Below are 21,514 nucleotides of genomic sequence, written 5' to 3'. Positions count from 1 at the left end.
GCGAGGAATCCATACAAAGAACATCCGAAATCGGTATAAAGGGCTTCCAGCGCAACAACAACCGGTTGCCAGCCTCCGTTGAGGAGTACCTGTGTCATGGTGGTTGATAAGCCCGTATTCAACATTCTCGGTTCTCTGCGGGTCCGGATGCCGGAAGGGACGCTCCCCATCGCGGGGACGAAGCCGCGGGTCCTGCTGGCCTCGCTGTTGCTCAGCGCGAACCAGGTAGTCAGTTCGGACCTGCTCGTGGAGACGCTGTGGCCCCAGCGCCGCCCGCAGTCCGCCCTGGCGAACCTCCGTACCTACGTCAGCTTCCTGCGCGGCGCCCTCGGCACGGCCGACGCGCGGATCCTGGCCAGGCCGTCCGGCTACGCGGTCGAGCTGCGGATCGACCAGCTCGACGCGCTGCTGTTCGAGGACCTGGTCGCCCAGGCACGGGCGGCGGACCGTAACGAGGAGGCCGCCGAGTACTTACGCCGGGCGCTCGCGCTCTGGCACGGCACGCCGTTGAGCGATCTGCCGGCCAGCCCGCAGTGGGACGGGCGGCTGCGCTCGCTCACGGAGGCGCGATTCGGCGCCGTCGAGGACCTGGCCGCCATGAGAATGGCGCGAGGGGAGTACCCGGCCGCGATCGGTGACCTGCGGGAACTGGTCAAGATCCATCCCTTCAGGGAAGATCTCTGGCGGCAGTTGATGCTCGCCCTGCACGGGAGCGGACGGCAGGCCGAAGCGCTGCAGGCCTACACCACCGTCAGGCAGCAGCTGGTCGACGAGCTCGGCGTCGAACCGGGTCCGGACCTGCGCACGGTGCACGCGGCCGTCCTCGCTGGAGAGCTCCCGCCAGCCGTGCCGGCCGCCCCCGCTCTCCAGCGGCCTCCGGCGCCCTCCGTGCGAAGCGTGATCGCGCCCCAGCAGCTTCCGCCGGACATTCCGGACTTCACCGGTAGGACAGACGCCGTCGCCGCCCTGACGCGAGCCCTGTCGCCCAAGGAGCGGCCGTCGGACGAGCCGCCGTCGATCGCGGTGGTCATGGGGCCACCGGGCGTGGGCAAGTCGGCGCTCGCCGTGCACTGCGCGAACGCCGTACGGGCCGACTACCCCGCAGGCCAGCTCTACCTCGGCCTCGGCGGTACGGCCGCCGCCCCCACCGACCTCGGCGAGCTCCTGGCCGAGGCGTTGCGGGCGCTGGGGGCCGGTGCGGCGGATCTGCCGCCCACGGCGCACGAACGCTCCGCCCTGTACCGCTCCCTGCTGGCGGAACGTCCCATGCTCGTCCTCCTCGACGACGCCGCCGACGCGGCACAGGTGCGGGCCCTGCTTCCCGGCAACGGTTGCGCGGTGCTCGTGACGAGCCGGCGGCGGATCACGGAGCTGCCCAGCTCGCTGCAGCTGGAACTGGGCGTCCTGTCGCCCCCTGAGGCCGAGGAGTTCCTGGGGAGGATCGTGGGCGTCGAGCGGCTGGCCGGGGAGCGGGAGGCCGCCTCGGCGATCCTCCACTCCTGCGGGTACCTGCCGCTCGCCGTCAGGATCGCGGGAGCCAGGCTCGCCGGCCGGCCCGGCTGGCCGCTGAGCGTGCTGCGGCAGCGGCTGGACGACGAGTCGAACCGGCTCGACGAGCTGAGAGCGGGCGACCTGGAAGTACGGGACTCCTTCGACCGCAGCTACCGGCAGCTCCCCGACGACGTGGCCAGGACCTACAGGACGCTGGGACTTCTCGGCCCGCAGTCCATGCCCGGCTGGGTGGTCGACGCCGTCCTGGACCGCCACCGGGCCGAGACGGTGATGGACGCTCTCGTGGACGTGAACCTCGTGCAACTGGCGGGGACGGACGCGATCGGCCAGCGCCGTTACCGGCTGCACGACCTGGCCCGCTGCAACGCCAGGGAGAAGGCCGGCGGCGACGGCGAGCGCCATACCCTCGCCAGGGTGCTCGGAGCATGGATGACCGCCACGGAACAGGCCTCGTCGCGACTGCCGACCACGCTCTTCAGCCTGACGTCCGCGGCGGCGCCCCGGTGGGACCGGGCGGGAGAGACCCTCAGACGCCTGACCGCCGACCCGCTGCCGTGGTTCGACGCCGAGCGGGAGTCACTGGTGGCGGCGGTACGGCTGGCCGCCGACGCGGGACTGTCGCACGCCTCGTGGGGTCTCGCCGCGGCGCTCGTCCCCTACTTCGACCTCAACTGCCGGTTCGACGAGTGGCGGCACACGCATCAGGTCGCGCTGGACTCCGCGCGCATGGCCGAGGATCTCAACGGCGAGGCCGCCATGCTCCGCGGCCTGGCCCAGGTCTGCCTCTACCAGGATCGATACGCCGAGGCGAGAGAGATGTTCCGGCGATCTCGGGTGATCTTCCACGAGCTGGGCGACAGGCGCGGAGAGGCGATCTCGATCTGCGGGCTGGGAGCGGCAGACCAGTTCTCCGGCGAACACATCAAGGCACTCGGATACTTCCGGCAGGCCCTGGCCATGTTCCTCGTCATGGACGACAGAAGCGGTGAGGCCTACGCCCGGCAGGCGATCGGGCGGGTGTACCTGGCGCTGCGAGATTTCCACCGGGCCGCGCAATGGCTCGGGGAGGCGTTGTGGCTGGCCGAGGAGCTCGGTGACGCCCACCGTGAAGGGGGCGTGTCCATGCAGCTCGGGCGGCTGTACGACCTGGTGGCCCAATCCGACGAGGCGATGCGCGTCCAGGGGCGCGCGCTCGACATCTTCGAGACGCTCGGCGATCGTCACTGCGGTGCCTACGCCATGCGGAGCCTCGGTGGGTTGCAGGTGAAGAAGGGCGATCGGTCCCGTGGCTCCGACCAGCTGCAGCGCTCACTGGCGATCTTCCAGCAGCTCGGCGACCGGAGCGGGGAGGCCGCCGCGTTCCAGACGCTCGGCGAGCTGCACCAGTCGGCGGGCCGCGCCACTCTCGCCCAGCACTACCTGCACCAGGCCCGCACGTTACGGCGAGAGTTGCGGGGCGGCGCGGGAGGCGGGCAGGGGCCCGTGCTGATGGCCTCACATCCCTGAGCGCGGGAGCATCTTGCTTCGCGCCTGGGAACCGGATGGGCAGAACTCGGCCTCCAACACGGTCTTGGACATGTCGAGCGAGTTGTGCCGGCCGTACTGGTCGATGGTCACGTTGGTGGCGATCATGTGCTCGGCGTCCCGGGTGCCCATCGCGAAGGAGAACCCGCCGGTGATGGCGCCGCCGATGCCCCAGACCTTCACGCCGCATGACAGCTCCCACGAAAAGACGCCGGTACCGTACGTGGTGTCGGGGATCCATGTGTCCTTCCAGGTGCCGTCCGGCATCTTGATCCCGGTCTTGACCATGGTGAACATCTCCCGCTGCTGGGTGGGCGGGAGAAGCTTGCCGCGCAGCAGCGCGCTGACGAACCGGTGGAGATCACCGACCGTGGAGACCATGCCGCCGGCCGCCCAGCCGGTGGTGGCGCTCTGGTCGGTCACGTCGTAGACCTTGGCGTCGGTTTCGGTGGCGAACAACGTCGAGTAGTGCCGGGGGTGGGGGCCGCGTATCTTCGTTTCCTTGCCCGGCAGGTACGTCCCGGTCAGGCCCAGGGGGCGGACGATTCGCCGCTCGATCTCGCCGGCGAGCGTCTTGCCGGTGACCTTCTCGACGATCATCCCGGCAAGGATGTAGCCGGTGTTGGAGTACACGAAGCCGTCACCCGGCGCCTCGAAGGAGCGCGGATTGCGCAGGCCGATCTTCACGAGCTGCTCGGGCGGGTAGGCGTCGTAGCGGTGCTCCAGCCACGCGGGGCCGGAGAACTTGGCGAACTCCTCCTTGTCGTTGCCGTAGTTGAAGATCCCGCTGGTGTGGTTGAGCAGGTGCCTGACGGTGATCGTGCCGCCGTCGTTGTCGTTGCCCTCGACCAGGCCGGGCAGCCACTTGTCCACGGTGTCGTCGAGGCTCAGCTTCCCTTCGGCCGCCAGCTGCAGGACAACGGTGGCCGTGAACGGCTTGGCGGCGCTGCCGATCCGGAACCGATCCTGCGGCTGACGCTCGCGGCCGGTCCGGGTGTCGGCCACCCCCGCCGAGCCGAACCACCGCCCACGACGGTCGCGAACCTCGGCGACCATGCCGGGCGCACCGCCGTCGGTCACGGCCTGGTCGAGCGCCTTCTGGACCTGGGCGTGGCCGGGGGCGTCCGCCCTGGAGTCAGCTGCCGCGGGGGCCGCCGTCGCGGCCCCCGCCAACGTCACGGCGGTGATGAGCAGCCCCGCCGTCGAGGGGAGGGATCTGGCCATGTCGATTCCTTTCAGGCGAGGGACATCAGCGCAACACCGATCGCCTCGCTCGCGATAGTACTTGTTTAGCGCAGACCAAAAGCTAGCTTGCATTTACAAAATCTGCAACAACAACCTCAAAAGCCTCCTGTTTTGCCAGGTAGAGCCTCTGGGGCTTGCAATGAGCCTGTGAATGAATGCAAGACGCATGAGCGTGCTTGCAATGAGGTGTCGATGAACGCAATACTGTCCATCTGCCCGCGGACACATCGACGGGCTGGCACAGCGACAGGAGGCGAAGGCCCGATGCCGGGAGGCAGGCTGACTTACCAGGACCGCCGGCACATTGCCGCGGGGCTGACCGAAGGACTCACCTACACCGAGATCGCCAAGCGCCTGCAACGGCCGATCTCCACCATCACCCGCGAGGTGACCCGCAACGGTGGAACCGACAGCTACCAGGCCGACCGGGCACATCAGGCGACCGAAGGCCGGGCCCGCCGGCGCAAGCAGGCCCCCGCCACGGCCCCAGCGCCACCGGCTGCCACCGGCGCGCCCGGGCGAGACCCCCAAGCGGTTCACGCCCTGGAGGAACGATTCACCGCAGTGATGATCGCGACAGGGCTGCCGAGAATGATCGCCCGGGTGCTCACCTGCCTGTACACCACCGACAGCGGCAGCCTCACCGCCGCCGAACTCGTCCAGCGTCTCCAGGTCAGCCCGGCGTCCATCTCCAAGGCCATCGGCGAACTCGAACGGCACGAACTGATCCGGCGCGAACGCGACCCCCGCCGGCGGCGCGACCGGTACGTCATCGACCCCGACGTCTGGTACCGAGCCTGGCTGGTCAGCGCCCGGCAGAACGCCGCCATGGCCGATCTCGCCCGTGACGGAGCGGAAATCCTCGACTCCACCACTCCTGCCGGCGCCCGCCTGCAGGACATGAGCCAGTTCTTCGAGCACGTCAGCCAGAACCTGGTCCAGGCCGCCGAGCAGTGGCGGCAGGATTTCATGTCGAGGCGGCCGACAGATCGTCAGAGCGGAGCACGACCCCAGGCAGATGTCACCGCCCAGCCCGCCCTGCTCGACGGGGCTGGACGGTGACGGGTCCGGACAGGGGCGGGTCAGGACAGGAGGGTCTCTCCTATCCATCCGCCGGGTGCGCATCCGGGAGGGATGGCGAAGACCGCTGATCCGACGGGGGTCGTCCACTCGTTGAGCAGGTCGGCCTCGGCCAGTCTCTTCTGGACGGGGACGAACTGCCGGTCGATGTCGGCCTGGTAGGAGGCGAACAGCAGTCCGGAGTCGGCGTGTCCCTCGGGGGTGAGGCCCTCGTCGTAGTTGTAGACCCGGCGCAGGATCCGCATGCCCGGGTCGGTGACGTGGGCCCGGCGGATGTGGGCGTATTCGGAGATGACGGGGAAGCCGACCGCGTTGAGTCTGTCGAAGTCGGGCTCGTCGCGCTCCCTGTGCCCGGTCAGCGGGGCGCCGGTGTCCAGGCGGCGGCCGATGGTGAACTCCTTGGCCACCCGGTCGGCGGCGTCCCAGGTCTCCAGTTCGAGGTGGATGCGCCGCAGCACCAGGGTGGTGCCGCCGTGCAGCCACCGCGGGCCGTCGCCGACCCATACGGCCCGGTCGAAGTCGGGCGTGCCGGGCTGGGGGTTGACGGTCCCGTCCAGCTGGCCCATGAGGTTGCGCTGGGTCGTGCCGGGGGCCGCGGCCTGCGGGCTGCGGCGGAATCCCCGCTGGGTCCAGCGCACCCGGGCGAAGGAGCGGGCGTCCTTGACCGTCATGCGCAGGGCGTGGGCGAGGGTGACGGGGTCGTCGGCGCAGATCTGCAGCAGCAGGTCCGCGCCGCCCCACCGCTTGTCCAGCTTGTCGATCACGAATGGCGGCAGGGGCGTCACCGACGCCGGCCGCCGGTCCTGGACGCCGGCGGCGGTGAACAGGCCGGGGCCGAAGCCGAAGGTGACGGTCAGCCGGGCGGGAGGCGCGGCCAGTTCCGGTTCGGTGTCGGCCAGGGCGGGGCGGCCCTGGGTCAGGCGGCGGGCGTCGTCGGTGAGCAGGCGCATCATCCGCACGACGGCTTCGCGGCCGGTGCCGGGCAGCAGGTCCAGGCCGACGAACACGGCGTGGGTCTGGGGGACGGTGGCGATCCCGGCCTGGTGGGGGCCGTGGAAGGGCTCGGTTGCCGAGGCGCCGGAGCTCGGGGGAGCCGTTTCCGGCGCGGTGGGGGGGACGGCCGGGCCGGAGAGGGCGACCTGTCCGGGGGCGCACCCCGCGAGGGCGCCGGCCGCTGCGGCGGCGCCTCCCGCGAGGAGTCCCCTGCGTGTCAGTCGGGGGTCTGGCATGGGATGTGTCCTCGGTCAGCCGTGGCTCTTGTTCATGTCCTTGCCGGGCTGGTAGTCCTCCTTGCCGCCGGCGAAGTCCTTGCCGACCGCGGTGAACTCCAGGGTCTCGCCGCCCTTGAGGGTGAGGGTGAAGGGGATCTGCGCGCCGGGCTTCACCTCTTCGGTGACGCCCATCAGCATGATGTGGTCACCGCCCGGCTGGAGCTGGTGCGTGCCCCGCGCGGGGATCACGAAGCCGCCTTCCTTGGGCCGCATGACCATCTTCCCCTTGGCGTCGACCACCTCGTGCAGCTCGATCTTCGGCGACAGCGGCGAGGCCCCGGAGACGACGGTGATGTCGCTGTCGGTGTTGTTGACCAGGGTGCCGAAGGCGGCGCTCATCCCCTTCTTGGTGGTCTTCACCCACGGATCGGTGATCGCGACGGGCGGAGCGGCGTCGGCCGCGGCGGGGGCGGTGGCGGGGGCGCTCGCGGCCGCCGGTGCGGCCGCCTTCCCGACGGGCTGCTCGCTGGACTGCGCACCGCAGGCGCTCACCGACGCGGTGGCGAGGGCGGCCAGCAGGCCGGCGGAGAGAACACGACGAACGATCATGAAAAAGCCTTTCAAGGTGTACGGCGCGGCGGCCGGAGCCGGGCTCGACATGCCGCCGGAAGGCGCCGAGAGGTCAGGTGAGACACCCGGCACCGCACGTGCGGTCCGGGATCGTCGGATCGGGTGGCCCGTCAGGCCGTCGGAGGGCGAGCTCGCCGGAAGTCGTCAGAGGACCGCTGGGAAGTCGCCGGGGGACGGGTCGCCGGCGGAACGGGCGAGCCCATCGGAGGTCTTCCGGGACGCGGACGGTGCCGTCGCGGGAACGGGCCGGTCAGAAGGGCGTGACGGGGCGAGGCGCCGGCGGGCCTCGCCGGCTCACCACGTGCCGGAGCGGGGAGGGACGGAGCGTGGCGGGCCCGTCCGGGTGCGCGACCGCCGAGGGCGGCGCCGGCACGGGGGAGGGGGCGCCGGTGAGGACCGGGCCGAGCCGGGCGCCGAGCCGTCGCAGCAGCGCCCAGAGCAGGGCTTCGCCGCGGGCGAGCCACAGTGAGGTCAGTCCCACCGCCCAGCCGTGCATGACCAGCATGGCGAGGCCCGGCAGCAGACCTGAATGCGGGTGGGTGAGGGCCTCGTGGGAGACCGCCGGGGCCGTCGTGGAGAACAGCAGATGCAGTGCCACCTGCGTGCTCCCGAGGAGGGGCAGGATCACCCCCGTGCCGCGTTCACGCCCGGTCAGCGGGAGTGCCGCCGCGAACGCCAGCGCGAGCCCGCCCGCCGCGCTCCACGCAGGCATCACGCCCCCACCGAGCACGTGCGCGATCATGCCCAGCCCGAGGGACACCACGGCGAAGGCCGAGGTGCGGGCCAGGCGGAAGGGCACGGTCGCGGGCATGGTGCGGCCATCATCACACACGGCCCGGTCGCCCCCCACCCCAGATCCCACCCCTGAACCGGTCGTGTCGCGGACCCGTGAATGAATGCACGTGCTTTGCGCTGTCAGCGGAAAGCGCTGAAAGCGAACGGACTGAAACCGTGGCGTGGCACCGCGTTATGGTCGCAGGGATTCTCCATTCGTGAATTCTGGATTCGGGGTAGGTGAAAGTGATGACCGGTCCACAGCCCGTGTTCGAGGACCCGCTGTACCAGCGGTTGCTGCGTAAGAGGATCGTCGTGCTCGGCACCGAGGTGAACGACGAGGTGGCCAACCGGATCTGCGGGGAGTTGCTGCTGTTGTCCGCCGGGGACGACAGGAGTGACATCTGGCTCTATATCAACTCGCCCGGTGGCTCGGTGTCGGCCGGAATGGCGATCTACGATGTGATGCAGTACATCCCGAATGACGTCGCCACCGTCGGTATGGGCCTGGCGGGCTCGATGGGGCAGTTCCTGCTCTGCGCGGGCGCGCCGGGCAAGCGGTACGCGCTGCCGCACGCCAGGATCATGATGCACCAGCCGTCCGGCGGCGTCGGCGGCACGGCCAGCGACATCGTCATCCAGGCCGAGCAGATGCTCTACACCAAGCAGATGATGAGCGAGCGGATCGCCTTCCACACCGGCCAGCCGCTGGAGCAGATCGAGGAGGACTGGGACCGGGACCGCTGGTTCACCGCCACCGAGGCCAAGGACTACGGACTGGTCGACGAGGTTATCCGGAAGACCAGTGAGGTCCCTTCGGCAAATTAGTCATTTGCTGTCAAGGAAATCTTCTCGCTCAATTCAGGCGTGTCCTGGAATGGCATTGAGTTTTTCCTGACGGCGGTGGGCGGGCTCGCCGTACGGCCGGTGGCGGGCCCCGGCAAGGGCTTGGCGGGCCGTCTCCTCCGGAAGCGGCCCGTCACCTCATGTGTCCCCGTCTCCTCCGGAAGCGATCCGTCACCTCGCCCGCCCCCGTCACCTCGGCCGGTCCTGCCACCTCGGCCGCCCCCGTCGTCTCGGCCGGTCCTGTCCTTCGGCCGTCCCCTTTCTCGTGCGCGGGGGCCGCGGTCAGTGGTGGCAGAGCAGGCAGCGTAGAGCCCGCTCCAGGGAGCCGGCGTCGGTGATGGGGGCGGGCCAGGGCAGGCGGACCAGGGTGGGGTCGTCGATGCCGGAGCGGATGGTCGCGCCGAAGCGGTCGAGCTCCCAGAGCCACGCCTCGGAGACCGGGTCGGCGAGCATCGAGCGCAGCGCGGTCTCCAACTGCCCTCGGTGGGTGGCGTTGACGTGGTGGAGCATGCGCTCGGCCTCGCTCATCAGCGGGTCGGGGCCCGCGTCGAGATACTCCTCGGCGTCCAGGACCCCTGATTCGGGGCCGGTGAGATAGATCACCTGACCGACGTCGACGCGGAGCAGCCGGGGGCCGTCGGCGCGCTCCAGCGCGTCGAACAGGGCCTCGTCCGGGCAGCGCTCGGCGATCGCCACCGCGCTCTCCCGCGCCTCGGCGGCCGGTACGGCCTGCACCCAGCCCTGCACCTTGAGCAGGCCGCGCGAGAGCTCGAGCCCGCCCAGGGAGCGGGTCGCGGTCAGGTCGACGGTCACCACCGGCTCCTCACGCACCTCATAGAGCGGGTCTCCCGGCAGCACCAGCAGCACCGGACGCCCCGCGCCGTCCACGCCGCCCCTGGCGGGCATGGCGGGTAGGGCCGTGCCGGCGAGGGACACGTGGGTGGGGGCGGCGGTGGCGGCCAGTGTGCGGACGCGCTCAGGGACCGGCGGAGCGGTGACGGGCTGCTGCATGGACCGGCTCTCCTTGAGATCGGGGGACTCTTTCAACTAAGGTTAGGCTTACCTCAATAAGGCAAACCTAACCACAAAGGAGTGATCGTGCGCTACACCGGACCCAAGGTGCGCCTGTCCCGTCGGGCCGGCGTCCCGCTGACCCGCAAGGCGGTCCGCTACTTCGAGGAGCGCCCGTACCCGCCGGGTGAGCACGGACGCAAGACCAACCGGCGGCAGACCGGCGACTACGGGTTGCGGCTGATGGAGAAGCAGAAGCTGCGCTGGTACTACGACGTCTCCGAGCGGCAGATGCGCCGTTACTGGGACATGGCGCTGCGCGGCACCGGCCGTTCCGGTGCGGAGCTGGTGGTGCTGCTGGAGAGCCGTCTCGCCTCGCTCGTCCTCCGTGCCGGCCTGGCCCCGTCCATCTACGCGGCCCGCCAGTACGTCACCCACGGCCACATCACTGTGGACGGCCGCAAGGTGGACATCCCCAGCTACCTGGTCAAGCCGGGTCAGGTGGTCGCGGTGCGGCAGAGGTCCCGGGCGATGCAGCCGTTCGTCGCCGCCGCCGAGGGCACCTACGCCGACGACCGGATCGCCCCGTACCTGAACGTCGACCACGCCGACCTCCGCTTCACCGTGGTCGGCCGCCCGGCGCGCGAGCAGATCGTGGTCCCCGTGGACGAGCAGCTCGTGGTGGAGTTCTACTCCCGCTGACCCATGCCGCCGAGTGGCCGGGTCACCCGGTCACCGGCCGCCGGATCCCGGGCCGCCTGCCGTCCGCCGCCGGTCGCCGGTCATCGGTCCGGCCCTCCGCCGTCGGCCAGGTCGTCTGCCGCCGGTCATCGGCCGCCGGTCCGTCCGCGTGCCGATCCGCGCCGCCGGGGCGCCGGGGCGGCCGGGCTCCTGTCGCCGGCCCCCGCCCCCGCCCCCGCCGCTGCCGCCGTCACCGTCACCGGGATCCGCTCCCGCAGCTCCCGCACCTCCGCCCTGAGCGCGGCCAGCTCTGTGAGCACGGCCACGCCGAGATCCTGGGTGGCCTGGACGGACTCCTCGGCGTGCTCGTCCTCCATGGCGCTGACCACCACCGCGATGAACAGGTTCAGCACCACGAAGGTGCACACCAACATGAACAGCACGAAGAACACCCAGGCCGACGGATGCTCGTCCATCACCTCCCGGGTGATGTCGGACCACGCGTCCCCGGTCATCATCTGGAACAGGGTGAACAGCGAGGTGGGCAGGTCCCCGAAATACTCCGGCGCGGTGGCGTGATAGAGCTTGGTGCCCATCACGGCCGTGACGTAGAGCACCAGGCCGAGCAGCACCACGATCGAGGTCATCCCCGGCACCGCGGTGAGCAGGGCCGTCACGACCCTGCGCAGGCTCGGCACCACGGAGATCAGCCGCAGCGCCCGCAGGATCCGCAGCGCCCGCAGCACCGACAGGCCCCCGGCCGTGGGGAGCAGGGAGACCGTGACGATCATGATGTCGAACAGGTTCCACGGATCCCGGAAGAACCCCCGGCGGTAGACGTACATCTTCGCGACCAGTTCGAGCACGAAGATGTAGAGCGCCAGATGGTCGACGACGGCGAGCGCCGTGCCGTACCGCTCGACGGCCGTGACGGAGGTCTCCAGCCCCAGCGTGGCGGCGTTGATCACGATGATCGCGATGATGACCTGATGGAAACGCGGGGCCTCCAGGGCCGCGCGGACACGCTCGCGCATCGGCACGGACGACTCCCCGAAGGTCTAGGGCCGAGTGAACTGCGCGTAGATCATATCGCTTGAAAGATCTTCCTATCCGTTACGGCGGCGGCCCCGCCCCCGCCGGCTCAGATCACGGCCGCGACCGGGGGGAGAGCCGGAAGACCCGCAGCTCGCGGCCCGACTTCTCGCTGTAGCGGTCGTAGACGGGCCAGATCCGCAGCAGCCGGGGCCAGGCCTCGGCCCGCTCCGGGCCGCTCAGCAGGCGGCCGGTGACGGGGATCTCCCGGCCGCGGAAGCTCACCGTGGCCTCCGGCGTCCTGAGCAGGTTGCCGCTCCAGCCCGGGTGGTGCGCGCGGCCGAAGTTGGAGCCGACCACCAGGAAGCCGCCGCCGTCCTCGGGCAGGCAGGCGAGCGGGGCCGCGCGGAGCTCGCCGGACTTGGCGCCGACCGTGGTGAGGACGAGCGTGGGGATCATCTGGTCGCTCATCACGGCCCTGCCCCGGCTCAGGCGGTGCACGGCCCGGTCCAGCCGCGGCACGATCTTCGGTCCGAACCTCGCGAACGCGTCGGTCCCCGCCAGCCACTGGAAGAACGGTCTGAGCAGCCCGATGAGGCGTCGGCCCACAGTGATCTCACAATCCCGCGCCGCCCCGATCCGATTTCCGCCTCACCGTAGAGCCTAGCAAGCGTTAGGTCAAATCCATGGCCCCGCCGCCCCGCGAGGCCTCCTCTCGCCGGACGCGGTAGCCGCCGATCCCCGACTCCAGCAGGTGGAAGGCGTGGTCGGCCTGTTCGCGCAGGTCCGGGGTGATGGCGGCCACGCTCTCGCCGGCGAGCATGCGCCGGACGGCATAAGCCGTCAGTGCGCGGAGCGTCGCGCAGATCTGGCCGGCGACGAGCGCGGGGGTGAGGTCGTCGGGGTCGGCGCCGGCCTCGTCGGCCAGGGTCCGGGCCAGGGAGTCCGTCCGGAGGTCGTCCATCTCGCGCAGCCGGGCGACGAGGGCCGGGCTGGCGCTGACCATGCGGTGGAAGGCGTCGCCCCCCTCGTGGACGCCGTACCGCCAGTGACCGGTGTCGAGGGCGTCCAGGAAGTCGCGCCGCAGCGCCTCCGCCGCGCCCTCCCCGGGCCTCCGCTCCCGCATGACCCTGCCGAGCAGGTCCACCACCTCGTCCCGCCGGTCGAAGAGCAGGTCCTCCTTGGCCGGGAAGTAGTTGAAGACCGTGTTGACCGAGACGTCGGCGGCCCTGGCGACTTCGGCGACGGTCACGTTGTCGAACCCCCGGGCCATGAACAGCCCCGTCGCGACGTCGGAGATGCGCAGCCGGGTCTCTCGCTTCTTGCGCTCCCGCAGTCCTTCGCTCATGAGCCCATTCTATGGTGCCGGATGAATTTTGCAGTCACACCAAAATTGGTGCTACTTTAAAAATGGAGGCGATCAAATGATCAAGACATCGGATCTGAGCAAGACCTTCCCGGGCGGCGTCGAGGCCGTCCGGGGTGTGGACCTGGCCGTCGAGGCCGGGGAGATCGTGGGCTTCCTCGGCCCCAACGGCGCGGGGAAGACGACCACCATGCGCATGCTGACCACGCTGCTCCGCCCCACCGGCGGCACCGCCACGGTCGCCGGGCACGACCTGCTCGCCGATCCCGAGGGCGTGCGCCGGCGCATCGGCTACGTGTCCCAGAACGGCGGGCTCAGCCCGGCCAACCCGGTGGGAGAAGAGCTCGAACTCCACGCCATGCTGTACGGCATGCGCCCCGCCGAGGCGCGCGAGCGGGTCCGTGAGGTGCTCGACGACCTCGACCTCACCGGGCTGGAGACCCGGCCGGGCGGCGCGCTCTCCGGCGGCCAGCGCCGCCGGTTCGACCTCGGGTTCGGCCTGGTCCACGGCCCGTCGCTGCTCTTCCTCGACGAGCCCACCACCGGCCTCGACCCGCAGAGCCGGGCCAACCTCTGGGACCACGTCAGGCGCCTGCGGGAGGAGCGGGGCCTCACGGTCTTCCTGACCACCCACTACCTCGACGAGGCGGACGCGCTCGCCGACCGGCTGTTCGTCATCGACCACGGCGTGATCGTCGCCGAGGGCACCCCCGCCGAGCTCAAGGGCGGCTCCGGCACCCTCGACGACGTCTTCCTGTCCATCACCGGCCGATCCCTGAGAGAGGAGCCGGCCCGATGAGCATCCTCCGCGACACCTGGCTGATCTTCCGGCACAACGTCCGGATCTCCCTGCGGCAGAAGGCCGGAATCGTCTTCGGCGTCCTGCAGCCCCTGCTGTACCTGGTGCTGTTCGGGCCGCTGTTCGCCACGATCGGAACCTGGGAGACGCTGATCCCCGGCCTGCTGGTCCAGGTGGGGCTGCTCAGCGCCGGCATGGCAGGCTTCGGAGTCGTCTTCGACGCCAGGTCGGGCGTGCTGGAGCGGCTGCGGGTCACCCCGGCCCACCGGGTGGCCCTGCTGCTCGGCCGGGTCCTGGGCAGCTCGGTCACCCTGCTGATCCAGTCGGTCATGCTGATCCTGGTGGGGTACGCCTTCGGCATGCGCGCGGCCGTCCCCGGGGTGCTGGCCGGGCTCGTCCTCATGGCGCTGCTGGGGGTGAGCCTGGCCGCACTGTCCAACGCGATCGCGCTCACCATGAACCCCGACCTCTTCGCGCCCGTCATGAGCACCGTGACCGTCCCGCTGGTGCTGCTGTCCGGCGCGTTCCTGCCGATGTCGATGGCGCCCGGCTGGCTGGACGCGCTGTCCCGGCTCACCCCCTTCCGCTACGTGCTCGAAGCCCTGCGCGAGCTGTTCGCCGGGCACTACTCGACCTGGACCGTGGCCGCGGGCGTCGGGGTGACCCTGGTGCTGTCGGTGATCTGCGTGGCGGCCGGGACCCGCGTCTTCAACCGCGAGAACGCCTAGACCCCCGCCGGTCCGGGCGCGGCCCCGCCTCAGTCCGGCGGCCCGAAGGGCTCGATCCTCGGGTCGGAGTAGGGGCCGCCGCCCGCCGCCGGGTCGATCCGGCGGGCGGCCTCCTCGGCCACGCGCAGGCCGTACAGGCCCTGGCCGGGGTCGATGAGCACCAGGCCGTAGCCGGAATCGACCTCCTCCTCCGTCAGTCCCAGGCGGCGCATTGCCTGTGCGAGCGTCGCCTGGGAGTGGAGCCGTACGGTGACGAGTCTCATGCCCTTACGCTACGCGCATCGCTCTGCGCCGCAATGACGCGAGCACCCCCGGTGTGTCGGTGACGCCGTAGCCGTAGTCGTAGTCGAACCCGATGTCGCTGCGGTCGTCGGCGGTGCGGCGCAGCAGGGTGCGCAGCTGGGCGGGGGAGAGGGCGGAGACGGGCCACCGGGTGCGGATGGCCGCGACCAGGCCGGCGGCCACCGGGCAGGCGGCCGAGGTGCCCGAGTCGGGCTCGCCGGCGCCGAAGGCCTTGGAGCCGGAGAAGTGGGTGTAGGAGCAGATGTCGGGCTTGCGGAGGGCGAGGCGGCCGGGCCCCTGGGAGGAGTATCCGACCCGCTGCCCGCCGGTGTCCACACCGCCGATGGACAGCACGCCCGGGTGGGAGTTGGCGCCCGCGATCGGCCGGTCCGGATAGGCGCACCGGCCGTCCCTGCAGTCACGCCCGCAGTTGCCGGCGGCGAACAGCACGTCGGCGCCCGCCTGCTCCAGGCTGGCGACGATCAGGTTGAACGGGTGGGCCGGGTTGTCGGAGTAGTTGCCGGGATGACCGACGGGGAAGTCCCAGCGGGGGGAGAAGGAGCCCCAGCTGTTGCTGATCACCAGGGACCGTGTCTCCGCGGGCTGGGCCTCCAGGACGGTGCGCAGGTGGGCGAAGGCCGCCACCGCGTCCGACAGCAGGCCGTCGAGGGCCGAGCCGCCGGGGCGCTGGGAGAGCAGCACGGGGATGTCGATCAGTGTGGCCCGCGGGGCGGCGATGAGGGTGTCGAACGCGCACATCGTGCCGTGGTTGACCTCGAACTCGCCCGGCCTGCCGGTCACCCCGTCGGGGTTCCAGCTCCGCTCCTTGTCCAGCAGCAGGTCCCGGCCGAGATGGCGGGCCACGTGCGCGGCGTTGATGCCGGTGTCCAGCACCGCCAGCGCCACGCCTGAGCCGTCCAGGCCCTCGGCGTGCAGCTCGGCGACGTGCAGCAGCCGCTCCACGTCGTGCCAGTCGCCCACCGGGGCGTCGCCGCCGCAGGTGAGGTTCGACTCGATCACCGGGTCGGCGAACACCCCCACGACGTCGTTGCGGAGGGTGGGCAGCAAGGTGACCCGGGTGGACAGCTCGTCGTCGGAGATCTCCCCGCGGACCATGACCGAGGCGTCGTCGGCGGAGAGGGAGAAGGTCAGCGACTGGTTCAGGGACAGGGGGTCGCCACCGGCGGCGGGCACCGGCCGCGGCACGGCGACCGGCGTGAACGAGGGGTCCAGGACGACCCCGGGCAGGCCGTCGGCGACGTCGGCCGTGGTCGCGGTCACATCGGGATCGGCCACCGCCGCGACGACGTCCGGGGAGGGGCGGAGCTGGATCAGGACCCGCATGGTGCACCACCAGGGTTCGGGGGGAACGGACCCCTCCACGTTCCTTCATCCGCCTCGATCGCGTCCACCCATTCAAAGCATCCTGCATCGGTATCCGCCCACCTAAACCCCGCAAACCGCTGACACTTATTTCCTTCCATGGGGGCAGGGCGGTCACTAGCGTTGGACGGCATGACCGCAGCGGCGGAGACGACGCCACCCCCTTATCCCGACGCCCCGTCCACCCACTGGCTGAGCACCCGGCCGAGGTTGATCGTGGCCAGCGCCTTCATGCTCTTCCTGGAGCTGGCGCTGATCCGATGGACCGGATCGAACATCGTTCATCTGAGCTATTTCACGAACTTCGTCCTGCTCGGCTCGTTCCTCGGCATCGGGCTCGGCTTCCTCCGTGTGGGACGCACGACGAGGCAGCCGTACTACTCGCCGATCACCCTGGCCGTCCTCGTGCTGGTCATCCTCTTCTTCCCGGTCACCGTGGACCGGCAGACCGAGGGCGTCCTGTACTGGACCAGCCTGGGCACCAGCGGGCCGCCGCCCTGGCTGATCCTGCCGGTGATCTTCGTGGCGGCGGCGATCGTGCTGATGGGCCCGGCCGAGCTGGTCGGGCGGTGCTTCCCCGAGCTGGACCGGCTGGAGGCCTACCGCTACGACCTGGTCGGCAGCCTCACCGGCATCGCGCTGTTCACCGCGCTGTCGTTCCTGAGCGCACCGCCGGTCGTGTGGGGCACGATCGCCGCGTCCGCCTACCTCGTGCTGCTGTGGCCGCGCACGGCCTGGGGGCGGCTCGCGCTGGCCGTCCCGGCGCTGGTCGTGGTCGGCGCCCTCGCGGTGGAGACGCTGACGGCGGGGGCGCTGTGGTCGCCCTACTACAAGGTGACCTACAAGCGGCTCGACTATGCCGGCGTCCCGGTGATGGACATCCAGGTCAACGGCATCCCGCACCAGCAGGCCGTCCCGGCGCGGAACCGGCTGGAGTGGGAGCGGCAGTACGCGCTGCCGTACGAGCGGGCGGCGGCGCAGAAGCTGGACGACGTCCTGATCGTCGGCGCGGGCAGCGGCACCGACGTGGCCATCGCGCTGGCCAAGGGCGCCAAGCGCGTGGACGCGGTGGAGATCGACCCCAAACTCCGCGAGCTGGGCGGGACCTACCACCCCGACAGGCCCTACGCCGACCCCCGCGTCACCACCGTCGTCACCGACGGCCGCGCCTTCCTGGAGCGCACCTCCGGGAAGTACGACCTGATCCTGTTCGCGCTGCCCGACTCGCTCACCCTGGTCTCCGGGGCCAGCTCGCTGCGGCTGGAGAGCTATCTGTTCACCCAGCAGGCCATGGAGGCGGCCAGGGACCGCCTCAAGCCCGGCGGCACCTTCTCGATGTACAACTACTACCGGGAGAGCTGGCTGGTGGACCGGCTCGCCGCCACCATGCAGGCCGCCTTCGGGCACAAGCCGTGCGTGGACATCGTCAGCGAGACCGGCCAGCAGGCCGTGATCACCGCGGGCCTCAGCGCGCGGACCCAGAGCTGCGGCGCCGAGTGGGCCGGCGCGACCGCCCTCACCCCGCCGCCGACCGGCGACGACCGGCCCTTCCTCTACCTGAAGGACCGGACGATCCCCCAGATCTACCTCATCACCCTCGGGCTGATCCTGCTCGTGAGCGTGTTCGCCGTCCGGGCGGTCGCCGGGCCGTACACCCGGATGCGTCCCTACGCCGACCTGTTCCTGCTGGGCGTGGCCTTCCTACTGCTGGAGACCAGGAGCGTGACCGGGTTCGCGCTGCTGTTCGGCACGACCTGGGTGGTGAACGCGATCGTGTTCGCCGGGGTGCTGGTCGCCGTGCTCGCCGCGGTGGAGGTGACGCGCCGCTTCAGGACCCCGCCGGTGCCCGTCATGTACGGCGTGCTCCTCGGCGGGCTGGTGCTGGCCTGGCTGGTGCCCAACTCCTGGCTGCTGGGCCTGCCGCTGCCGCTGCGGGCGGTGGTCGCCGTGGTCGTGGCGTTCCTGCCGATCTTCGCGGCCAATGTGGTGTTCGCCAAGCGCTTCGCCGACTCCAGCGACGGCACGACGGCCTTCGGCGCGAACCTGCTGGGCGCGATGGTCGGCGGCTGCCTGGAGTATCTGGCGCTGGTCATCGGCTACCAGGCCCTGCTGGTCGTGGCGGGCCTGCTCTATCTCGGGGCCTTCGCCCTGCTTCCCCGGAGCGCCAGGGCCGCCTGAGCGCGGCGGGGACGGTGAGAGGACTGTGGCCCGGCTCCCCAGGGGGAGCCGGGCCACAGCGGCGTGCGCGGGAGGTCAGAACCCGCAGAGCTCACTGAGGGACTGGGCCGCCTTGCCGTTCTGGGTGGGGGTCTGGCTCGGCCGGACCGTCACGGACCTGGTGGGGGTCGGGTCCGGAGTGGGGCTGGCGCCGCTCGCGCCAGGGGAGGCGGTCGCGCCGGGGGAGGCCGTCACACCGGCGGCGAGGGCGCGGCGGGAGGGCTGGGCGGACTGGCGCAGCGCCCTCGCGGTCGCGGTACGGATCTTCTGCCAGTCGGGGGAGCCGGTGTAGAACTCCGGCGGCACGAACTGCAGGCTGGTGATCCTGGCGTCCTTGACCTTGAGAGCGAGGTCGGTCACGTGCTCCAGCAGCTCGCGGGGGATGTTGGTCTTGGCCATCCGCTTGGCCACATTCGCGACCTTGACGAAGTTGGTGAGCACGACCGACGGGGTGGCCTGCTGGGCGAAGGCGCCGATGACGCACCGCTGGCGGGCCATCCGGGAGAAGTCGTCGCTGCCGACGCGGGAACGCCCGTACCAGAGCGCCTCCTCGCCGGACAGCGTCTGGTAACCGGCCTTGATCGTGCCCGCGGTGCCGTAGAGCCCGCCCCACGGGACGTCGTTCTCCACCCGGATCTTCAGCCCGCCGATGGCGTCCACCAGGTGGGCGAAGCCGAACATGTTCACGAGGGCGTAGTAGTCGATCTGCAGGTTGAGCGTCTGGCCGATGGCGTTCATGAGCGCCCGGGGGCCGCGCTGGTCGTTCTTGCCCGGCACGATCTCCGGATGGTCCTCGCCGTACTGCCAGACCTCGTTGAGCAGGCCGCCGTTGGGCAGCTCGCGCATGAAGCCGTTGGGGAAATGCTTGGCGAGCGGGGTGCCGGGCCTGAAGCGGACGTGCTGCAGGTTGCGGGGCAGGCTGAACATGACCGTGTTGCCGGTTTCGACGTTCACGCTGGCCACGTTCATGCTGTCGGTCCGCACGCCCTCCCGGTTGCCGGCCCCGTCACCGCCGATGAGCAGGAAGTTCACCTGCTTGCGCCCGCCCCACGGGTCCTCGTGCTTGATCGGGGCCACCGCCGTGTCGTCCTTGACGCTCGGGAAGATGGCGTTGACCGTCTCCTTGGCGGTCAGCACGGTGCTGGCGGTCAGCGCGAACGGCGCCATCACCGACACGCACAGCACGCCCACCACGATGCCCGAGACGATCTGCCCCCTGCCGGTCAGCCGGTTGGGCTTCAGGGAGATGTAGGACGACAGCACCAGCAGGAACCAGCCGAGCGCGCCGAGCACGGCGACGATCACCCCGGTCAGGAGCGCGCCGTCCCGGGTGGCGAAGCCGAAGTTGCCCGATCCGGCCAGGGCGAGACCGCCGACCAGCGCGGCCACCAGCAGCACGCCGAAGACGCCGAGCAGGATGTAGCCGGTACGGCGGCGCCCGGCGCGCAGGTGCGCCGCGCCGGGCAGGATCGCCGACAGCAGGGTCCAGCCGATGAGCGAGGCGGTCGTCAGCGGCTTGGCGAACTGCGGCCGGTTCTTCGAGGGCGGGGCGGACAGCGGGGGCTCGGCCGCCGGCGCCGGCGTCGGCCTGCTCACCCGCACGGTGTTGTCGGCCGCCTGCGCGGGCTCGCGGTCCTGTCCCGCGTCCCGCGCCTGCTCGGGCTTCTCCACCCGCACGGTGTTGTCGGCCGCCTCGGGCTCTCGCCCCCGGCCGGTCTCCGGCAGCCCTGAGGCCGGTGTTTCAGGGGCGCCCTGCGCGCCGTCGGCGCCGGGCTGTGCCTCGCCGCCCGCGCCGCGCCGCCGGGTGCGCCGTTTCCCGCCGTTATCGGCGGAATCCCCCGAGTCCTGCCCAAGGTGCATCGTCACACCGCTTCCTACGTCTTATCCCAGTCCACCTGGCAAAACAGCCGAGGGGCCCCGATTACACAGAATTGCCAGGATTCTAGTCCCCATACCTGGACATGACAGACAGATGGCCAATTCTCGGTTAACGGTCATCTAAGCTACGACGTCGACGAGGACGGGGCCAGCCAGGTGTTGCACTGGAAGGTCTTGTTCTTCTCGTAGCCCTGGCGGAACCAGCGATTGTTGTTCGCGGGCGAGCCGTGGTCGCGGGGGTAGCCCGGCCAGTCGCCGACCCGCGAGTAGAAGTAGTAGAGCGTGTTGCGCCGCGCCGGGGTGACCGGGTAGCTGGCCGAGACCGAGCGCATGAACATCGCGCCGAAGCAGGTGGCCTGGAGCTCGAACCGGCGGCTCAGCGCGAGCTTGCCGCTGCGGCTGGTGGAGCGCGTGGTCTGCCGCCACCAGTCGTCGGACAGGCCCGACAGCTGCTGGACGTGATGCCCGTACTCGTGGGCCATCATGCTGATGACCCCGCCGTGCCAGTCGGTGATCTGGCCGTACCCGCCGGAGTTGCCGGACCCCTTCGTCATGGCCGTGGTCGAGGCGTAGATGGTGGTGTTGCGCGGGCAGTAGTACGGCACGATGCTGCCGGCCGAGGGGAAGTCCCCGCAGGCGCCGCGCCCCCGGCTGGAGGTGACGGCGTAGCCCGGGGGATGCCAGGTCATGCCCCGAGCGCGCATGATCTGCGACCAGCCCCTGTCCAGGCACTTGGAGGTCTTCAGGATCAGCGCCTTGAGCTGGCTGTGGCTGTAGATGCTGGGCGAGCCCACCGGGCAGTTCACCCTGGGCAGGCCCCCGGCCCGGTAGAGCGTGTTGTTCTTCAGGGTGGTGTTCAGGATCTGCCGCCTGGCCGGGGGAGTGACCGTGGACTCGGTGGGGCGCGAGTCGGTGGCCCGCGGGGAGGCGGTGCTGCTCGTGGGCCGCTCGAACGGGGTGAAGGTGGGGATCGCGACCGGCGAGACCGGGTCCGCGGTGCGGCTGCCCTTGATCAGCGCCCCGACCACCACGAGCCCGACGAACACCAGCGCGACCACGCCGAAGATCCCGCCGATGATCGCGCCGGCGCCACCGCCGGAGCGGGGGCGCTGCGGCTGCCACTGGGGCGGCGGATACGCCGGCGGCCGGTGCCGGGGGTCCGGCGGCGGGGGCGGCTGCCGGTCGTACGGCATGGGCCCCCGCGGCGGATACCCCTGGCCGGGCGGGGGCGGATAGCCGGGCGCGGGGTGGCCCCGAGGCGGCCCCTGCGGCGGTCCCTGGGGTGCGGGCGGGTGCGGCGGATAGCCGTAACCGG

19 protein-coding genes are annotated in these 21,514 nt (G+C 70.9%); 7 read left to right on the top strand and 12 right to left on the bottom strand.

Going from position 1 to position 21,514, the window contains the following annotated elements:
• The first annotated feature begins 96 nt into the window (after window positions 1-96).
• Window positions 97-3,018 carry an AfsR/SARP family transcriptional regulator gene (locus BM085_RS08100; protein WP_093886380.1) on the top strand — a complete coding sequence of 974 codons (2,922 nt, stop codon included), beginning with the start codon at window positions 97-99 and terminating at the stop codon, window positions 3,016-3,018.
• On the opposite strand, the gene BM085_RS08095 is transcribed toward BM085_RS08100, so the two are convergent.
• Entirely contained in the window at window positions 3,007-4,260 is a 1,254-nt protein-coding gene (locus BM085_RS08095; RefSeq protein ID WP_093886379.1) for a serine hydrolase domain-containing protein, read from the bottom strand. The two genes, BM085_RS08100 and BM085_RS08095, sit on opposite strands and share 12 nt — an antisense overlap.
• Before the next feature lie 285 nt (window positions 4,261-4,545).
• Between BM085_RS08095 and BM085_RS08090 the strand changes: the two genes are divergently transcribed.
• Entirely contained in the window at window positions 4,546-5,343 is a 798-nt protein-coding gene (locus BM085_RS08090; protein ID WP_093886378.1) for a GbsR/MarR family transcriptional regulator, read from the top strand.
• Between the two features lie 20 nt (window positions 5,344-5,363).
• Here BM085_RS08090 and BM085_RS08085 read toward each other — a convergent pair whose 3' ends face one another.
• The 3 genes from BM085_RS08085 to BM085_RS08075 all read right to left on the bottom strand — a co-directional run bounded on the left by BM085_RS08085 (window position 5,364) and on the right by BM085_RS08075 (window position 8,013).
• Window positions 5,364-6,590 carry a Dyp-type peroxidase gene (locus tag BM085_RS08085; RefSeq protein WP_093886377.1) on the bottom strand — a complete coding sequence of 409 codons (1,227 nt, stop codon included), beginning with the start codon at window positions 6,588-6,590 and terminating at the stop codon, window positions 5,364-5,366.
• A 15-nt stretch (window positions 6,591-6,605) separates the two neighbouring features.
• A complete protein-coding gene (locus BM085_RS08080) occupies window positions 6,606-7,181 on the bottom strand; it encodes a copper chaperone PCu(A)C (RefSeq protein ID WP_093886376.1) in 576 nt (191 codons plus the stop codon).
• Between the two features lie 271 nt (window positions 7,182-7,452).
• Window positions 7,453-8,013, bottom strand: a complete 561-nt coding sequence (locus BM085_RS08075; protein ID WP_093886375.1) for a hypothetical protein — start codon at window positions 8,011-8,013, stop codon at window positions 7,453-7,455.
• Between the two features lie 212 nt (window positions 8,014-8,225).
• On the opposite strand from BM085_RS08075, the gene BM085_RS08070 reads away from it, so the two are divergent.
• The gene (locus tag BM085_RS08070; RefSeq protein WP_093886374.1) at window positions 8,226-8,804 is read left to right on the top strand and encodes a ClpP family protease; all 579 of its coding nucleotides are present in this window, start codon (window positions 8,226-8,228) and stop codon (window positions 8,802-8,804) included.
• Between the two features lie 300 nt (window positions 8,805-9,104).
• Here the strand turns inward: BM085_RS08070 and BM085_RS08065 are convergent, their stop codons facing one another.
• On the bottom strand, window positions 9,105-9,833 hold the full coding sequence (locus BM085_RS08065) for a DUF2470 domain-containing protein (protein ID WP_093886373.1): 729 nt from the start codon (window positions 9,831-9,833) through the stop codon (window positions 9,105-9,107).
• 87 nt (window positions 9,834-9,920) lie between these two features.
• Between BM085_RS08065 and rpsD the strand changes: the two genes are divergently transcribed.
• Window positions 9,921-10,535 carry a 30S ribosomal protein S4 gene (gene rpsD, locus BM085_RS08060; RefSeq protein ID WP_031163409.1) on the top strand — a complete coding sequence of 205 codons (615 nt, stop codon included), beginning with the start codon at window positions 9,921-9,923 and terminating at the stop codon, window positions 10,533-10,535.
• A 125-nt stretch (window positions 10,536-10,660) separates the two neighbouring features.
• Here the strand turns inward: rpsD and BM085_RS08055 are convergent, their stop codons facing one another.
• The 3 genes from BM085_RS08055 to BM085_RS08045 all read right to left on the bottom strand — a co-directional run bounded on the left by BM085_RS08055 (window position 10,661) and on the right by BM085_RS08045 (window position 12,894).
• Window positions 10,661-11,548, bottom strand: coding sequence for an ion transporter (locus tag BM085_RS08055; protein WP_093886372.1), 888 nt, complete (start codon window positions 11,546-11,548; stop codon window positions 10,661-10,663).
• Window positions 11,549-11,660: 112 nt separating this feature from the next.
• Window positions 11,661-12,155, bottom strand: coding sequence for a nitroreductase family deazaflavin-dependent oxidoreductase (locus BM085_RS08050; protein WP_093886371.1), 495 nt, complete (start codon window positions 12,153-12,155; stop codon window positions 11,661-11,663).
• Window positions 12,156-12,219: 64 nt separating this feature from the next.
• Window positions 12,220-12,894 carry a TetR family transcriptional regulator gene (locus BM085_RS08045; protein ID WP_093886370.1) on the bottom strand — a complete coding sequence of 225 codons (675 nt, stop codon included), beginning with the start codon at window positions 12,892-12,894 and terminating at the stop codon, window positions 12,220-12,222.
• 76 nt (window positions 12,895-12,970) lie between these two features.
• On the opposite strand from BM085_RS08045, the gene BM085_RS08040 reads away from it, so the two are divergent.
• Window positions 12,971-13,711 (top strand): ABC transporter ATP-binding protein, encoded by a 741-nt coding sequence (locus BM085_RS08040; protein ID WP_093886369.1) that lies wholly within the window; start codon window positions 12,971-12,973, stop codon window positions 13,709-13,711.
• Entirely contained in the window at window positions 13,708-14,439 is a 732-nt protein-coding gene (locus tag BM085_RS08035; RefSeq protein WP_093886368.1) for an ABC transporter permease, read from the top strand. The genes BM085_RS08040 and BM085_RS08035 overlap by 4 nt, the downstream gene beginning before the upstream one ends.
• A gap of 29 nt (window positions 14,440-14,468) precedes the next feature.
• Here BM085_RS08035 and BM085_RS08030 read toward each other — a convergent pair whose 3' ends face one another.
• Both BM085_RS08030 and BM085_RS08025 read right to left on the bottom strand, forming a co-directional pair.
• Window positions 14,469-14,702 (bottom strand): hypothetical protein, encoded by a 234-nt coding sequence (locus BM085_RS08030; protein ID WP_093886367.1) that lies wholly within the window; start codon window positions 14,700-14,702, stop codon window positions 14,469-14,471.
• Window positions 14,703-14,706: 4 nt separating this feature from the next.
• Window positions 14,707-16,065 (bottom strand): S8 family serine peptidase, encoded by a 1,359-nt coding sequence (locus BM085_RS08025; RefSeq protein WP_093886366.1) that lies wholly within the window; start codon window positions 16,063-16,065, stop codon window positions 14,707-14,709.
• Window positions 16,066-16,236: 171 nt separating this feature from the next.
• Between BM085_RS08025 and BM085_RS08020 the strand changes: the two genes are divergently transcribed.
• On the top strand, window positions 16,237-18,282 hold the full coding sequence (locus BM085_RS08020; RefSeq protein ID WP_093886365.1) for a spermine/spermidine synthase domain-containing protein: 2,046 nt from the start codon (window positions 16,237-16,239) through the stop codon (window positions 18,280-18,282).
• Window positions 18,283-18,357: 75 nt separating this feature from the next.
• Here BM085_RS08020 and BM085_RS08015 read toward each other — a convergent pair whose 3' ends face one another.
• Both BM085_RS08015 and BM085_RS08010 read right to left on the bottom strand, forming a co-directional pair.
• Entirely contained in the window at window positions 18,358-20,181 is a 1,824-nt protein-coding gene (locus BM085_RS08015; protein WP_245789211.1) for an LCP family glycopolymer transferase, read from the bottom strand.
• Window positions 20,182-20,324: 143 nt separating this feature from the next.
• Window positions 20,325-21,392 (bottom strand): neutral zinc metallopeptidase, encoded by a 1,068-nt coding sequence (locus BM085_RS08010; protein WP_093886363.1) that lies wholly within the window; start codon window positions 21,390-21,392, stop codon window positions 20,325-20,327.
• Window positions 21,393-21,514 lie beyond the last annotated feature (122 nt).

This window comes from Streptosporangium canum, assembly GCF_900113865.1.
In the GTDB taxonomy this organism is placed as follows: domain Bacteria; phylum Actinomycetota; class Actinomycetes; order Streptosporangiales; family Streptosporangiaceae; genus Streptosporangium; species Streptosporangium canum.
Note: the sequence above shows the minus strand (reverse complement) of the source record. Positions and strands in the feature narration are given on the sequence as shown.

Coding starts and splice junctions, on each gene's coding strand:
- BM085_RS08045 (WP_093886370.1), bottom strand. CDS start 12,894: ATGAGCGAAGGACTGCGGGAGCGCAAGAAGCGAGAGACCCGGCTGCGC.
- BM085_RS08020 (WP_093886365.1), top strand. CDS start 16,237: ATGACCGCAGCGGCGGAGACGACGCCACCCCCTTATCCCGACGCCCCG.
- BM085_RS08080 (WP_093886376.1), bottom strand. CDS start 7,181: ATGATCGTTCGTCGTGTTCTCTCCGCCGGCCTGCTGGCCGCCCTCGCC.
- BM085_RS08040 (WP_093886369.1), top strand. CDS start 12,971: ATGATCAAGACATCGGATCTGAGCAAGACCTTCCCGGGCGGCGTCGAG.
- BM085_RS08055 (WP_093886372.1), bottom strand. CDS start 11,548: ATGCGCGAGCGTGTCCGCGCGGCCCTGGAGGCCCCGCGTTTCCATCAG.
- BM085_RS08015 (WP_245789211.1), bottom strand. CDS start 20,181: ATGCACCTTGGGCAGGACTCGGGGGATTCCGCCGATAACGGCGGGAAA.
- BM085_RS08090 (WP_093886378.1), top strand. CDS start 4,546: ATGCCGGGAGGCAGGCTGACTTACCAGGACCGCCGGCACATTGCCGCG.
- BM085_RS08025 (WP_093886366.1), bottom strand. CDS start 16,065: ATGCGGGTCCTGATCCAGCTCCGCCCCTCCCCGGACGTCGTCGCGGCG.
- BM085_RS08065 (WP_093886373.1), bottom strand. CDS start 9,833: ATGCAGCAGCCCGTCACCGCTCCGCCGGTCCCTGAGCGCGTCCGCACA.
- BM085_RS08030 (WP_093886367.1), bottom strand. CDS start 14,702: ATGAGACTCGTCACCGTACGGCTCCACTCCCAGGCGACGCTCGCACAG.
- BM085_RS08075 (WP_093886375.1), bottom strand. CDS start 8,013: ATGCCCGCGACCGTGCCCTTCCGCCTGGCCCGCACCTCGGCCTTCGCC.
- BM085_RS08100 (WP_093886380.1), top strand. CDS start 97: ATGGTGGTTGATAAGCCCGTATTCAACATTCTCGGTTCTCTGCGGGTC.
- BM085_RS08035 (WP_093886368.1), top strand. CDS start 13,708: ATGAGCATCCTCCGCGACACCTGGCTGATCTTCCGGCACAACGTCCGG.
- BM085_RS08085 (WP_093886377.1), bottom strand. CDS start 6,590: ATGCCAGACCCCCGACTGACACGCAGGGGACTCCTCGCGGGAGGCGCC.
- BM085_RS08070 (WP_093886374.1), top strand. CDS start 8,226: ATGACCGGTCCACAGCCCGTGTTCGAGGACCCGCTGTACCAGCGGTTG.
- BM085_RS08010 (WP_093886363.1), bottom strand. CDS start 21,392: ATGCCGTACGACCGGCAGCCGCCCCCGCCGCCGGACCCCCGGCACCGG.
- BM085_RS08095 (WP_093886379.1), bottom strand. CDS start 4,260: ATGGCCAGATCCCTCCCCTCGACGGCGGGGCTGCTCATCACCGCCGTG.